General features: G+C 50.6%; 13 protein-coding genes. 11 read left to right on the plus strand and 2 right to left on the minus strand.

From position 1 onward, the window contains the following. The first annotated feature begins 119 nt into the window (after positions 1–119). From ACO6S1_RS12190 to ACO6S1_RS12230, 9 genes are all read left to right on the plus strand, one after another. The gene (locus ACO6S1_RS12190; RefSeq protein WP_422342969.1) at positions 120–1,313 is read left to right on the plus strand and encodes a class I SAM-dependent methyltransferase; all 1,194 of its coding nucleotides are present in this window, start codon (positions 120–122) and stop codon (positions 1,311–1,313) included. After that, positions 1,314–1,673 carry a hypothetical protein gene (locus ACO6S1_RS12195; protein ID WP_422342970.1) on the plus strand — a complete coding sequence of 120 codons (360 nt, stop codon included), beginning with the start codon at positions 1,314–1,316 and terminating at the stop codon, positions 1,671–1,673. 5 nt (positions 1,674–1,678) lie between these two features. Further along, the gene (locus ACO6S1_RS12200; protein WP_422342971.1) at positions 1,679–2,917 is read left to right on the plus strand and encodes a serine hydrolase domain-containing protein; all 1,239 of its coding nucleotides are present in this window, start codon (positions 1,679–1,681) and stop codon (positions 2,915–2,917) included. A 76-nt stretch (positions 2,918–2,993) separates the two neighbouring features. Further along, on the plus strand, positions 2,994–4,412 hold the full coding sequence (locus tag ACO6S1_RS12205; RefSeq protein WP_422342972.1) for an MmgE/PrpD family protein: 1,419 nt from the start codon (positions 2,994–2,996) through the stop codon (positions 4,410–4,412). Then, positions 4,412–4,822 (plus strand): nuclear transport factor 2 family protein, encoded by a 411-nt coding sequence (locus ACO6S1_RS12210; protein WP_422342973.1) that lies wholly within the window; start codon positions 4,412–4,414, stop codon positions 4,820–4,822. The genes ACO6S1_RS12205 and ACO6S1_RS12210 overlap by 1 nt, the downstream gene beginning before the upstream one ends. Before the next feature lie 36 nt (positions 4,823–4,858). Further along, positions 4,859–5,374 (plus strand): DUF3598 domain-containing protein, encoded by a 516-nt coding sequence (locus tag ACO6S1_RS12215; protein ID WP_422342974.1) that lies wholly within the window; start codon positions 4,859–4,861, stop codon positions 5,372–5,374. 267 nt (positions 5,375–5,641) lie between these two features. Beyond that, positions 5,642–8,047, plus strand: a complete 2,406-nt coding sequence (locus ACO6S1_RS12220) for a TonB-dependent receptor (protein WP_422342975.1) — start codon at positions 5,642–5,644, stop codon at positions 8,045–8,047. A gap of 24 nt (positions 8,048–8,071) precedes the next feature. Then, entirely contained in the window at positions 8,072–9,103 is a 1,032-nt protein-coding gene (locus tag ACO6S1_RS12225) for a DUF1838 family protein (protein WP_422342976.1), read from the plus strand. Positions 9,104–9,139: 36 nt separating this feature from the next. Next, positions 9,140–10,387: an MFS transporter gene (locus ACO6S1_RS12230; protein ID WP_422342977.1), complete on the plus strand. Its 1,248-nt coding sequence runs from the start codon at positions 9,140–9,142 to the stop codon at positions 10,385–10,387. A 35-nt stretch (positions 10,388–10,422) separates the two neighbouring features. Here ACO6S1_RS12230 and ACO6S1_RS12235 read toward each other — a convergent pair whose 3' ends face one another. Further along, positions 10,423–11,733, minus strand: a complete 1,311-nt coding sequence (locus tag ACO6S1_RS12235) for a M24 family metallopeptidase (RefSeq protein ID WP_422342978.1) — start codon at positions 11,731–11,733, stop codon at positions 10,423–10,425. A 660-nt stretch (positions 11,734–12,393) separates the two neighbouring features. On the opposite strand from ACO6S1_RS12235, the gene ACO6S1_RS12240 reads away from it, so the two are divergent. Together ACO6S1_RS12240 and ACO6S1_RS12245 are read left to right on the plus strand one after the other, a co-directional pair. Further along, entirely contained in the window at positions 12,394–13,413 is a 1,020-nt protein-coding gene (locus ACO6S1_RS12240; protein ID WP_422342979.1) for a DUF1838 family protein, read from the plus strand. 238 nt (positions 13,414–13,651) lie between these two features. Continuing rightward, positions 13,652–14,851, plus strand: coding sequence for a tyrosine-type recombinase/integrase (locus ACO6S1_RS12245; RefSeq protein ID WP_422342980.1), 1,200 nt, complete (start codon positions 13,652–13,654; stop codon positions 14,849–14,851). A 1-nt stretch (position 14,852) separates the two neighbouring features. On the opposite strand, the gene ACO6S1_RS12250 is transcribed toward ACO6S1_RS12245, so the two are convergent. Then, positions 14,853–15,062, minus strand: a complete 210-nt coding sequence (locus tag ACO6S1_RS12250; RefSeq protein WP_173205603.1) for a DUF5818 domain-containing protein — start codon at positions 15,060–15,062, stop codon at positions 14,853–14,855. Positions 15,063–15,064 lie beyond the last annotated feature (2 nt).

A 15,064-nucleotide genomic window follows, 5' to 3' on the forward strand; every position in this document is an offset into this window, starting at 1 on the left:
ATAGTTTTGCAATCATAACCACTGATGGAAAACAGAGGGGAATATAGTCAAAGAGTATGAGATAAATTCGGCCGGTCGCGTTGGTTTGTCGCGACCATGTCCCCAAGGAGCAAAAAATTATGCAACACTATGTTTCCGGACAAGCAAAGCATGATATTCTTGTTGTGGGAAATCATGATGACCGCATGCGGCAGGATTTCTCCAAAAGCCTGAAGCAATTTGTCCAGAATGACCTGCTTCCCGGGCTTACGCCGGTTTTTGAAGGCCGCGCATCCGGGCAATTTGAAAAACAGCATGGGCGCAAACCGAAGGATCGCCATGATATTCGGTCGACCATGGTCGCAGACCCTTATTTTCAGGCCTATGCGTCTGCCAATCGGATCGCGCAGGAATTGCTTTGGGATTCGGTTATTGAACCATTGGCGCGGGATCAGGATAATATCAATGCGAAAGCCCAGCAACTATCCGCACAATCCAATGCCCCGCTGGAATCAAGCACGGATTTCGAAGTCCCTCGCTATATCAGCGCGATTGATATCCATTGTATGCCGGGCGGATATGCCTCTGCTGCGACCGACGTAGATGTAACTGCCGGGGCGCTCTATGACCGCGGAGTGTATCTCTACTCCATGGGAATGATGGGCCCTGACAATGATGATATGGGCCGGTCGGTTTGCAATTATGTCAAACGCAATCTCGAAGGGTTTGAGCCCAGGGATATTCTCGATATGGGTTGCACTGTCGGTCATTCAACGCTGCCCTATAAAGAGCTTTTTCCAGAGGCCAATGTTACAGGCATTGATGTTGGCGGCCCCTGTGTTCGCTACGCCCATGCCCGTGCTGCAGCGAAAGGAATGGAAGTGGGCTTCCTGCAGCGTGACGCAGAAGCAACAGGTTTTGATGATGAAAGCTTCGATCTGATTGTCAGTCATATCCTGCTCCACGAAACGAGCGGCAAGGCTATGCCGGAAATCATTCGCGAATGTTATCGGCTGCTGAAACCGGGCGGCTATATGATCCATGCCGACCTGCCGCCGTTCCACAAAATGGGGCCGTTCATGCAGTTCATTCTCGACAATGAGACCTATTATAACAACGAACCCTTCTGGGGCGCGATGCGCGAAATGGACCAGATCAAGCTTGCAACCGATGCAGGATTTGCGCCTGATTCCGTGTCATTTGACAATGCCCCCATGGCGGCCCTCGAAGCTTTTGCGCCAGAGGAACCTCAAGAGGCCGATAGAGAATTTGTCGCGGGCGAATATGCACCAGGCGGCGGCTGGGAAGTATTGATCGCACGGAAGGTCAGTTAGATGGAAGAGACAACCGAACCCGCAATTCCACGCCACGCCAAGGGCAAGCGGCCGACATTTTTCGAGGTTGATGGGGTTGACGAAGCCATGTCTATGATCCTGGTGCTGGCCAGCGAGTTCTGCGTCATGAGAGACCGGCTCGATACTGTCGAGAAAATCGCTATGGCCAAGGGCATCATGATTGAGAAGGAAGTGGACAATTTCGAACCGGACGAAGCCACGACCCTGGCGCGCGAAGAACGGCGCAAGGCCTTTCTGGATCGCCTTTATTATGTGACGCTCAAGAAAGCCAAAGAGCAAGAGCAGAACGATTCCGGTGCGCGCTATTCCGCTGTGCTGGACGAAATTGCAGAGGGATAGCCGATTTGAGATATCCACAATTCTTTGCGCTTTCGTTGCTTCTGGGCGCTACGGCTTGCATGTCGACAACAGACAAGGCGATAGCCGAACCAGCAAAAACGCCCATGTCCCCATCTTGGAAAGATCGTCCGGCAGAATCAGAGATACTTTATCGAAAGCGATTTGCTGCGATCGCGGCGCGGGAACGGCTGGAATATGATGTGATGGCACCAGTGCCGGGCGCGGCGCAGTCCGGTCTGCCGGATGTATCGACTGATGCGCTGCCACCATCAGCAGTGGAAAAAATAGTTGGCTATGCGGCAGAAAATAACAGCTCTGCACTGTTGGTCTGGCATGATGGAAAGCTGATTGCCGAGCGCTATTTTGAGGGTAATAGCGCCGCCACGCCGCTAGTCTCCAAATCCCTTTCGAAACCACTCAGCGCTATCGCGATAGGGCGAGCGATTGCTCTCGGCGATATCAAAAGTCTTGACCAGAAACTCTCGGACTTCATCGTCGAGTGGCAGGGAACGCCAAAGGAAAGCATGACCGTCCGTCATATGCTGTCCATGGCAAGCGGGCTGCTCGAACAGAGTTTTGAGATGGATCCCGACAGCCCCTTTCCGCGGGCCTATCTTGATCCTTATCATGGCCAGTATATTATTGACGAATATCCGTTAACCGACACGCCGGGCACAAAATATTCCTATAATAACGCCACTGGTGATCTGGTTGCCATCGTCATCGAACGGGCGACCGGACGGCAATATGAAGAGTTTATCGGGACCGAGATCTTGAGGAAAATCGGCGCGCCTGGCGGGACGATCTGGTTGAACCGGGAAGGCGGCCTGGCCCATTCTGGATGCTGTATGCTGCTACCGGCTGAAAGCTGGCTAAAGCTAGGAATATTGCTGGTAAATGACGGAAAAGTGGATGGCGCGCCCGTGTTGCCGGAGGGCTATGTGGACGAGATGCGCACAGCTTCTGCGACCAATCCCTATTACGGACTAGGTGTTTGGATTGGCTCGCCTTATGCCGAGCGCCGCGGCTTCATGGGCCCGGTTTCGCAAGCGCCAAAAGTGTTTCACAGCGCACCCTATCTCGCCAACGACCTGTTTTTGTTTGACGGCAATGGCAATCAGGTCACTTATATTGTCCCATCCAGGAAGCTTGTCATTCTTCGCATGGGTGACAGTCCGCCGAAAGAGCCAGAATGGGATAACAGCTTCATTCCCAACACCATATTGAAAGCATTGGATAAATAGAAAAAATTTATCCGTTGCGCGGTCAACCAGCATTCATCGTTCCGGTGTTTGACCAGAAAAGCTATTCGTCCCGATTATGACATTTCAATCTGGCAGCAGCGAGCCTGAGGCATCGCGTGACAGCAGTCCGACCACGGATCGGTTGATCGATTGCGTGCTATCTCACAATTTTTCCGATCTACCGGCTGATGCGGTGCGCCATGCCAAGACTTTTCTGGCAGATACACTGGCGGTTGGGGTTGCTGGAAAATGCAATCCCGCCAGCGATAAAATATTGGCGGCGGCACAGCAATGGGATGGCGACAGGACGGGAACCTGCCGTATATTGGGCCGTGAAGGCATCCGATTGTCGCCTCATTCAGCCGCAGTGGTGAATGGATTGCAGATTCACGCGCTGGAATGGGACGCGCTGCATGAACCGTCGGTGGTTATTGCGCTTTGCACAACGACCGCCGCGCTGCTGTCTGAAGTTGAGGAGCGCCCCGTGCCGCTCGACGAGATGTTGCTGGCGCTTATCGTCGGCGTTGAAACAGCGGTGTTTTTCGGCGCAGCTGCTAAAACCGAACCACGGTTTTTCCGGCCTTCGGCTGCCGGACTCATGGGCGCTGCCATGGCTATTGGCCGGCTTCGCAAGTTTGACCGAATGCAAATGACCAACCTGATGGGGATTGCCTATAGTCAGGTTTCCGGAACCATGCAGGCGCATTGGGAAGGTTCGGAAACCTTGCCGCTGCAAATCGGCATCGCTGCCCGCGCCGCGCTTACTGCTGCTGATCTGGTAACGCATGGCATGACCGGTCCGCATGACGTGGTGGACGGCAAGTTCGGATATTTCAAGCTGATCGAGCAGGGCGAAAATCTCGATGCGCATTTCAACGCTTGGGGCAATCCTTGGAAAATTACCGAGGTGGCGCACAAGCCATTTCCGGCGGGCCGCGCCACCCAGGCTACACTGACCGCCCTGATGGATATGCGCGCAGACCATGATTTCGAAATGAAGAATGTCGCCAGCCTGACGGCCTACGTGCCCTCTCTGATCAAGCTTCTGGTTGGCCGCAGCTGCAAGCCGGATATGCAGCCCGCCTATGCTCGGTTATGCTTGGAATATGTGGCTCCAATGATGATCCGCCAGCGAAAAATTGATCCGTCTCTCTTTACGGCCGAAAGCTTCACAAATCCGCAGACTCTTGCGGATGCAGCAAAAATTCATGTCATTCTGGACGACAATCCGGATCCCAATGCGTTGTCGCCCCAAAAAATCGTTCTTGAGCTAAATGACGGGCGAACCATAGAGCAGATTGTGGATATCCCGTTCGGTTCTCCTTTGCGACCACTTAGCCGAGCAGATGAACTGACTAAGGCCAGCCAGTGTTTTGCTGCGGCCGCTTTTGACCGGGACCCAAAGGATCTGTTTGTCATTGTTGAGCAATCGAGCCCTTATCCGAACAGCAGGGACGTTATTGACACGGTCACCCAGTCAAGAGGAGATACGTAATGCCGTTATCGAGACAGCAGCTTGTCACTGCAGGTATCGAAAATTTCTTCAAGAAGCTCAATGCCCATGATCTGGATGGCGTAATGGCAGGTATATCGCAAGACTGCGAAATGCGCATACCGAGCAGCAATTTTACCTATACCGGCTGGACTGCGTTGCGCGACCATCTGGAAGATTTCATCACCAGCTTTCCCGTTATCAACTTTCGGGATTTTGTTGCTGTGGCCGACCCGCAGGAAAACCGCCTGGCCGTGCGGTTCAATATCTCGCTGACCGATGACGAAGGCGAAGAAACCCACATGTCCAACTGTAATTTCTTCGAAGTTGGTGAAGACGGTAAACTTAACGATATTCTGATCTTTGCCTCTGCACCGTTGAGCAAGGGTTTTGAAGTCGGATCGAGCACATAAAACAGCTTTCCACACAAACAACATAGGAGACGACCCATGGCACAACCCGAAATACTCAGAAAAAACATGCCGCTGCTGGCAGCCAATGAAGGCGTCTGGGAAGGCATGTACCGCTATTATGATGCAATCACCGGAGAATTGATCGATGCGCACAAGTCGCGTCTCATTTGCCGCATACCGGAAGATGGAAAGCCTGCGGATTATCATCAGACCAATTATTATTTCTGGGACGACGGGAAAAGCGAAACGCGCGAGTTTCCTGCAAATTACAAAGATGGCCGGATTTGGTGGGACAATGACCTGATCAAAGGTTGGGCGGCGGCGATGCAGCCGGATGACAATAATCTTTCGACCTGCTTGAACTGGGTGCGCAAGGACGAACCCGGTGTTTATCTTTATGAGATGATTCAGGTCGACAAGGATATCAAAGAACGGGCCCGGACATGGCAGTGGTTTCGCGATGGCAAATGTTACATGCGGACATTGATTGATGAGCATTTTGTGACAGCTGATTGGCAAAATTGGGACAATTTTGATCCACCTACTGGCTAGTCGGCTTGTCCGCTCTTGTTCTTAAAACCGTTAGGGGATGGCACAATGGTGGTTCAACCATAGTGCCAGCAAAGATGTTTTGGCGCCATTCCTAACCTGTTGAGCAGGCCGATTTCCCAATACCGGCGCTCTCAATCCAATCGAATGAATTTTTAACCAACTAGCGGAGATTCTCTGGTAAGAACTATTTGTGCATCATTCCCTTGATACACTTGCAAACGAATAACGCCGGTCTGGGAGGCCAATTTTTCATCGAGGGGGATTTTGATGTCCAAGAGTAAAAATAGCAAAATAAGAGCAGCCGTCCTTACGGCTCTGGGAACCACAGCAATAACAGCAATGGCATTTTTGCCAACAAATACGGCGATTGCTCAAACCAGTGATTCCGCCGCTGCGGAAGAAAGCAGCAATATGATTGTTGTAACAGCCCGAAAAATCGAGGAGAATCTTCAGGAAATTCCGGGTGCCATTACCGCTTTCTCTGCAGAAGAAATCCAGCGCCGGTCGATTTCCGAACTAGAAGATGTTGCGCTGCTGACGCCCGGTCTGGTGTTCGAAGATTTCTCGAATGGCGGTTTCGGGACACCGACCATTCGGGGCACTACGCAGTTTTCAATTAACAACCTAGAGCAGAATGTTTCGACGTTCATTGATGGAATATATATTCCGCGTCAATATGCAGTAGATATTGGCTCGACCAACCTCGAGCGTGTCGAAGTCGTAAAAGGCCCTCAGAGCGCACTTTACGGTGCCAATGCTTTCGCTGGTGCAATCAACTATGTGACAACGAACCGCAGCCTGACCGAAATTTCAGCGAGCGGCGAAATCGAGGTTTCCGAGAATAAGGGCTTCGATATTTCAGGTAATCTCAGCGTTCCATTGATCGACAACATGCTTGCGATGCGGCTCGGACTTGGTTTTTCGGAATATGACGGCGACTGGAAGAATAATTTTCCAAACGCAGCCACGATCAATCCCGGCACAAATGGCCGGATTGGTGGTTATGACAACCAGTCACTCACCGTTGGTGCCAGTTTCCGTCCGATCGAGGCAGTGACAATCGACTTTGATTATTACAATTTTGATGTCTCATCAGAATCCAGGGCACAATATCGATTGGACCGCGGTGCAGGTGACTTTAACTGTAGTGTCGGTGGGCTTGCATTTAGCTTTGCGACATTTTCATTCGAACCTGCTGCGGTTGAAAATCAACTATTCTGCGGTGAGCTCTCAGTTGATCCGCCAGCACCTCCTGGGTCGGTCGACTTTCCCGAAGGCTATGTAATTGACCCGGTATCCTATGGACTTGAATCAGAGTCAGATATCTATCGCGCCAATGTCGCAGTGGAGCTGACCGATCAAATTACGGCAAACTATCTGTTTGGCCGTTCGTCAGGCAGTGTTTTCTCCGCTGGTCAGAGTGCACGTAACCCAATTGACGGCGACCTGTTTCAAGGCAACGTCGTTTTCCCGTTTAGCATTAACCCGGTTGGTAGTTACGAATATGATTCGCATGAATTTCGCCTGCAATATGAAGGCGACAACGGCATATATATAATGGTCGGCGCCTTCATTCAGGATGGCGATGATCAGGACTTCAGTACTGGCGCCGTGTTTGACGCGCCTGTCACCGAGGCGATTACGACGGTTCCATCATTTGCAACCCCTTCCGACACATTTACAAATACGAATACCAATGCGATTTTTGGACGTATTTCTGTTCCTCTGATGGATGAGCGTTTGGTATTTGAATTGGAGGGGCGTTACACAGATGAGGAAAAGACCCAGATCGATCTGACATCGCCGGATCCGTATGAATTTTCTGATAGCTATTTTACGCCACGGGCCAATGTCTCGTTCAAAATCACGGAGGATAATTTAATTTATGCGTCCGTGGCTAAAGGTATCAAATCCGGTGGCATTAACAACTCAAACCTGCCCGGCGGCGCTCCACTGTTGGCGGAGGAACAGTTTTACGGACCAGATACAAACTGGACCTATGAAATTGGTCTGAAGAATAGCTTCATGAATGGGTTGGCGACGCTGAACCTTGCCGCTTTCTACATTGACTGGGGCGATCTCCAGCTATCTGTAGCGCCAACTGGCGCCTCGCAGACCACGACGCTTATCACCCAGAATATCGGTGGCGCATCGATTAAGGGACTTGAAGTAGAAGGTGCAATTGAACCTATCGAGGGACTATTCATCAACGCTGGTCTCGCTTACATCGATGCGACCTATGATGATGGAACGATTTCCAGTCGGATATTGAGAGCCAATCTTTGTGGTGACGGAACAGTCTGTAACGCAAATGGCGATATCGGTGGCAACGATTTGCAGCGGACCTCCAAGCTCCAATGGAACGTCGGGGCATCATACGATATCGCGATCTCGGACTCGCTTGAATTGTTTAGCCGGGTCGATGTGGCTGGTCAGTCCAAGCAGTATGTATCAGAACTCAACGTAGCAACAATTGAACCAAGGGTCCTTACAAATGGCCGGATTGGGATCCGCGGCGACCGCTGGTCGGTTTCTGTCTGGGGCAAAAACCTGTTTGACAAAAAATATGTGTCAAACTCGTTCTACATCGGCGGTTCACCCTTCTTTTCCGTGTATGTTCCAACCGCTGGCAATCGCCGTCGCTTGGGTGCAACATTGACCTTCGATTATTAACCCTACACATTTCAGGAGCTGATTATGGATCGCAGAAATTTTATCGCAGCTGGTGCAGCCGGCGCCGCAGCTATGGCGCTTGGAGCGGGCCCGGCGAAGGCCAAAACGGTGCGAAAGGGTGGCGGTGTCATAAGAGACCTCTCGAGCGGAGCTTATGATCTGACTACCACGGCTGGAAATCGTGAAGTTTATGCCAAGATCAACGGTAACACCGATATGAAATCAACCAAGTTCGGCTGGTTCAAGGGTATCGTTCAAGGCGTCAGGCCAGGGGAAGCCATTCGTGATCTGGTCGGGTTCACCGGTTTTTCAGCTGCCAAGCTGCTTCCGTCTCTCCCGGGAGAGGATCCAGGCTACCGCAAGGTGCTCAACGAAATAGGGTTTTATACTGATCTAGCGACTGGTGAGATTCTCGAAGAATGGCACAATCCTTATTTTGACGAAAAGGTTCGGGTGGTTCCGATCGCAAATCCTGCGTTCAATCACACCATAACAGATTATTATTTTCAACCGCCGACCTACGGTGGTCTTAACGCTGTAGCACCGCCCAAGAGGCCGTTCTTGCTCGATTGGGAGCGACGCAATAATGACCTTTCATTAGCGTCCCGGATCAATCTCTTTTATCCGGCAGCCTTGCAGCCAGATAAGTGGCCACGCGAAAGCGGATCAAAGTTCAATCAGGTGACCGAGAATTTCCTTTATGCCCTTGAGTGGGATGAGGTTCAGAATCCTGATCTAACGAGCATTACGGCCCGGGGTACTTGGATGCGTACAACCCCTTGGTTGCCATGGATGCTGATGGGCGAGACCCCCGGACATTGTTCCTATTCATGCTTTTTCGGATCTGAAGATTCGCTTGAATTTGCGGATAAACATGCAGTTGAATATGCGGCCAAGCATTATCCTGAATATCTCGATGTCAGTTCGAAGTGGGGAATGCCAATGCTATCCTCGCTTGAAATGTATGCGCGGGAGCAAAAGCCTGCTCCTTTGCCAGCTGATGGAAAAATACCCGTCGCTTCGCCGCCAAAATCGATGTTCCCAGGCGGGAAGTAACTGACGTAAAACTGTTGTCAGGCTTTTGGGCGCGATATGAGTGGTATTAGCCATCATATGTCCGAATTTCGTCAGGGCACTGGTGTATTGATCGCATGCTTTGTCGGCATGATGTTCGGCGTCGCCGCGATTCCTTTTTATACGCTGGGTATTTTTGCAGGGCCGGTGACACAAGACACCGGTTGGACAATGCAACAATTCCAATCGGCGTTTACGTTCATTATTCTTGGTACTTTATGTGGTCCGGTCATCGGTCATTATTGTGATAGATTTGGCGCGCGCTGGGTCGCCATTCCCAGTATTATCGCCTTCGCTGCATCGCTCGCGCTGATAGGGCTCATCGGACAATCGAACCTCTATGCATTTTATGCCGCGTGGGCCCTCATGGCTATTGTGGGGCAGGGCACAAGCCCGGTTATCTGGACCCATGTCATCGGCCATCAATTCCGCCAGCATCGCGGCCTGGCCTTTGGTATTGTCCTTGCAGGAAGCGGGGTTTTTGCTGCCTTTGGACCAGCGCTGGCATCATTCGCGATTGACAGATGGGGTTGGCAAGGCGGCTATATCTTCTTCGGGCTAATCGTGTTGCTGGTTCCGCTGCCATTGGCTTTGGTTTTTCTAAAACCAGTGCTAGCGGCTGCACAGGCACCACAATCTCCAGCGGATGCCGCCGCCATTTCTGCGGTTTCAGGAAAGACGCTTGGCCAGGCGTTAAGAGATTACCGTTTCTACGTTATCGCCGCATCCTTCTTCACCATTGCCTTTGGTGTGGCGGGGTTGATTTCAAACATGCTGCCCATGTTAAGCATCAGCGGAATATCGGTTCAAGATGGTACCAAATTGATTGGACTGATCGGAATAGCAGTCATTGGCGGACGCATAATAATGGGCGCGCTGCTGGATCGCTTTTGGGCACCTATGGTCGCGACTATCGCTCTGATCTTGCCGGCATCGGCCTGTCTCCTTTTAATCGGCGAAGTTTCTCATGGAGAGGCTGCGGTCGCAATCCTGCTCGTGGGTTTTGCCGCTGGAGCGGAGTTTGATATTGTCGCGTTCATGGCCAGCAAATATTTTGGATTGTCCGCATATGGAAAAATCTATGGAGCCCTTTACATTACCCTGTTTATAGGCGCTGCGTTTGCGCCTCCGATATTCGGGTCGGTATTTGATCGTGATGGGTCTTATGAATTTCTTCTACAGCTTTTCTGCGTCCTGTTCCCTATCGCAGCATTGGTATTGTTGACCCTTGGGCGCTATCCGGAATTTGAATCGAACAAGCCATAGCCGGTTTTCCCATGGTCGTTTTATCGCGCTAGGGCTTAAGCAATAATGATCTGGTTTCCAACGTCATGGATAGGCTCGTTGCCATCCTCGGTAATCAGGACAAGATCTTCGAGATGGGCGGTGCCGCCGGAGCCGTTTTCCATCAACGGGCAGTCGACACTGAGGATCATCCCCGGCTGCAACTGCAGGTCCAATGGCAACCCATCAAGACCATGAATTGGTTGCTCGGTATGCGCGAGCCCAACAGTGTGCGGATTAAACGGAACATGGATATCACTACCCATTTTGCGCAGGATTGCCTGCCCGTTTTCGCGGATTTCCGAAAAGCGCATGCCAGGCTTTAGTCTGGGTCGCAATTCATCCCAGGCAAGACCTATCGTCTTCACCTTATTGATCATCGCCTGGGACGGTTCACCGACAAAGACGGTCCGGCCATAGTCGCCATGATAGCCTGCCCGGGAGCTAACCCCATCAATCAAAACGGTAGTGCCTTCGACGATATCTTCATCATAGGCTTCGTCGATTGATCCGTTAATCACCAGAAAGCCGGGTATATTACCTCGTCGTGACACCTCCGCGTTGAAATGATTGCGGATATTGCGCAAGCTTCCCAGAGAACGCATGGAACTGGCCGTGTTCAGGGCTGCCGCTATATTGGCCTGTGATGCCGCTTTCATCAGGGCGATTTCCCGCGGGGTCTTTATCAAGCGGATATGTTTGATGATGTCCACCGCATCCCGGCCTGTCGCCTTGGGTACGGCTTGTTCGATGATATTGCGCGCGTAAATCGTATCATATCCGACATTGTCAGAAGTGAGTTTCAAAGCTTCGAGCGCCGATTTCACCGCATGTTGTGTTGATTGAAAATAGGGTGCTGCGGCCTTAGTTTCGTTTTGACGGTTTTGCTCTTTGGCTGTTAACGGTTCTCCAGCAGGATGGGCAAAGAAAAACGGATTTGCTGCATTGTCGCCTTGAGGACCGGTAACCAGCATTGGCTGCACTCCAGGCGGCATATCAACATCGGCGGAGGAGAAATAATAGGCAAATTGCGGTGTTATGAATTTAATCGGCGCGGCTTGATCGCGCGGAATGATGGCAAAGCTATCGCCATCGAAACCCAATCTGGTCATCGCCGGCAGAATGCCTGTCGCATAATAGACATTATTGGCCTTTTCCAGCACTAGCGCATCAAATCCGGCCTCTTTCATAAGGAAACTAGCGTGCGAACGATCGATCCCTGTGATCTCTGCATTGACTGGCACACTAGACCTTTCACGCGCATGGGAAGAGGTTGCGCTCAACGTAACGGAAAGAGCGCTCGCTGCCATGAAAGTTCTTCTGTCCATTCGCTTGCTCCCGTACGATTGCTGACCCTGCTTAAGTTTTAATTGCACAACGCGGTTTTTGCGCATCAGGATATTGGCTTGGTCGACTAGCGAGAACTAGCAGTCCTGAGATTCTGAGAGTGCACACCTTAGTGTTCAAATTTGCCGGTTTCTAGATTGCCATAAAACCCCGACCTTGCGCAGGATTATTTGATGGCTGCTATCCCTGATCGGAAGCAAGTGCTGGACAGAGAAACCCTCAAAGCCGCAATGTCGCGGTTTTTGTTACCGGGGTTAGCCCCATTCACTTTGCCCTTATACGAGCCGATTTTCTCGTTGGAAAAATCAAGATTGCTAACTACGCGTGTATCGACGTAGCGGTTCCGTTTCGGTTTATCATAAACCAGACAGAGAGGTTTTACGCAAACGGTATGTCGGCAAGGCTGACATTGTTGCAGGCAGCGGACAAGGCTAGCAATAGTCAATATGACCTATTGGTATTGAGGAGCCGACTTTATGGGAATTGATTCAAAATCATAAATTATCGGGAAGCAGCTCGACAACTTGCGCATGAGAGCTATCCGGCAGTCGGGCATTTTGGCAAAGCCTATATCCTTGTTGTCGCTGTACAGCCATGTTGAGAGCATCTGGGATGCATATTGTTATAGAGGGATAGCTGTTGTGAGGAAAAACAAAGGCAGATTCAATTTCGCTCAAAACGCGCTTTTGGGCTGTGCTGTTGTGGCACTGGGCGCTTGCACGCCAAGCACGGCAGAAAACACGCAATTGAGCGCAAAGGAATTGGATAGCTATCAACGCCAATTGGCGGAGCGTCTGAAAGATCCTGTCGAGCGGTCAAAACTCATTGCCAAAGTTATGGGGTCAACCGTTGAAGACGAGCGCCATGCGTTCCTGAAATTCCATGTTTTTGGCTTTGCCGGTGACGGGAATATCATTCCGTTTTTTACGATGAATAATTATGTTGTGCAAAAATGGGCTCCCGATGGCGAGGACGGCGACTTTATCGTGCAACATTACGAGGTTGCCTATTATTCCAAATTTGATGAAGAAGAGCCCATAGATACATTTGAAAATCCACTAACGGGCGAAATTGTGGAGATACCACATTTTGTTTTGGGCCCGCTGAGCCGGCAATATACAGCCGAGCGATCGGACAATCGCGCAACCTTTGCTCCTGATCCTCTGAATATCACGATGATTGGGAACCGCGTTTATATTCCGACTTTGACGACTCTTGCCTTCCCCAATCGGATGCCGCCCGGAGATTGGGGGCCATATGATACGGGACCGATGACCTATTGGGATTCCATGCTGGTGTTCTCCGCCGATGTGGAAGACGTGTTTAACGACAAGCTTACCCATACCGATGCCGAGATGCACATGCAGAATCTGGTCAGTTGGGCGCCTTATCTCAAGGTGGGCCAGGCGCCCGGAAGAACCATGGTGCGCGCCTATGGTCAGCATATTTCGGGTTATGACGCTCTGCCGGCCAATATCCGGAAGAACCTGGAAAAACATACACCGGAAATTTTTGACATCGAAGGCTGGACCGAGACACGCATAGACTCGCTGGATCTGGTCAATGATCTGATGGAGAAGCGCGCCAAAGGCACGCTGGATATCGACCAGCCTGGCTATGTTCCATCAAAAGTCAAATTACCTGCTACGCCCTCTGGATAAAATAGAGCGTCTTGGTAACTTCGTTATCATGCCATTAAATAATGGTGAGCCCTGCTGGGTTCGAACCAGCGACCTACTGATTAAAAGTTTTTTTAAGCCGATTTTCTGATGTCCCACATTTTCTCTAAACATCTGATTTAATTATATAATTGAGAAATAATGTTCTTGATATGTTCCAGATAATCCCATAGTATCCTCTCGAAACGCTACCCGGGTAGCACGTTTTTCAGAGGACAAAATGCCAAATCAAATAAAGCTTACTGATGCTAAATTGAAAGCAGTGAAAGCACCATCACGAGGACGAGTGGAGCTCGCAGATAGTGATTGCGTGGGATTGCGCTTTGTAAAAGGATCGACAGGTAAATGTCGTTGGATTGTTCGAAAACGGGTTGCTGGAAAGTTTAGAAAGATCACTCTGGGAGACTATCCCGGGATTGGTCTGGCCCAGGCTAGGCAGAAAGCGCTCCAGGCTTGCGCTGACATTGAGAGCGGTCGAAAGGTAGCGAAACCTGATAAAAGATCGAACAAAACGGTTTCAGCATTGTGGAACACTTATGATCAGCAGCGTGTTGAGAACAAGCGATCTGCAAAGGAAATAAGGCGCATATTCAATAAGTACGTTTTACCGGAGCTTGGCGGTCGTCCGGTGGACGCCATAACGCGCACGGATGTTACTCGGTTAATTGATGGCATCGCTTATGGCGAGCGTCCTGCGCCGGTAATGGCCCGTCTTGTTGCTGCGCAAATGTCAGTGTTTTTCAATTGGGTTTTACCACGCATAGAAACTCTAGCGTACAACCCAGTAACAGCAGCAAGCAGACCACCAGCACCGAAACCTCGTGATCGGGTTTTGTCGAATGAAGAATTGAAAAGCCTTTGGAAGGCTATTGAAAATCAGCCATTTCCTTGGCAGCATAGTTTGAAACTCATGCTGTTCACCGCTGCACGGCGAAGCGAGGTATTTGGAGCTGAACGTGCAGAGTTTGATTTAGAAGAAAAAGTCTGGAACTTACCAGCGTCGAGCGCAAAAAATAGCAACGCTGTAATCATTCCACTTTCCGTCGAAGCTTGCCATGTCATTTCAGGTTGCCCGGTTACTGATGGTAGCAGCAAGCTGTTTCCTTCGGCGACAAATCCAAAAACTAGTGCGTCAGGTATATCCAAATTGTTGCGACGGTTGAGGGCCGACATTCAATCTGATTTGCAACGTCCGGTTCTGCATTGGACCTTACATGACATCCGGCGGACTGTTGCTACAAACCTGCAGCGGTTGGGAGTAAGGCTAGAAGTGACCGAAGCAATTCTCAACCACATCAGCGGTTCTCAGGCTGGGATTGTCAAGGTTTACCAACGATATAACTGGATGGATGAAAAACGCGAGGCGTTGCAACTTTGGTCTGATGATCTTGTTCGTATCTGTGACTGCAGCACACAGTAAGCTATTTGGTATCCCCAACCCAATCAACCGTGATCGAATCCACTCCAGTTTTTACGCCCTCAACCAAAATAATGCGATTATCTTCGGGAATTTCGATATCCTGTAAATCCAGTTTCCATACACTTTCATCATCACATTGCAGGACGTAACGCCGGTCCCCTTTGATGAGTTTTCCAGTGAGCCGTAGACGGTTTGAGTTTGAATGGTTCATGA

This window comes from Parasphingorhabdus sp. (assembly GCF_965233695.1).
In the GTDB taxonomy this organism is placed as follows: domain Bacteria; phylum Pseudomonadota; class Alphaproteobacteria; order Sphingomonadales; family Sphingomonadaceae; genus Parasphingorhabdus.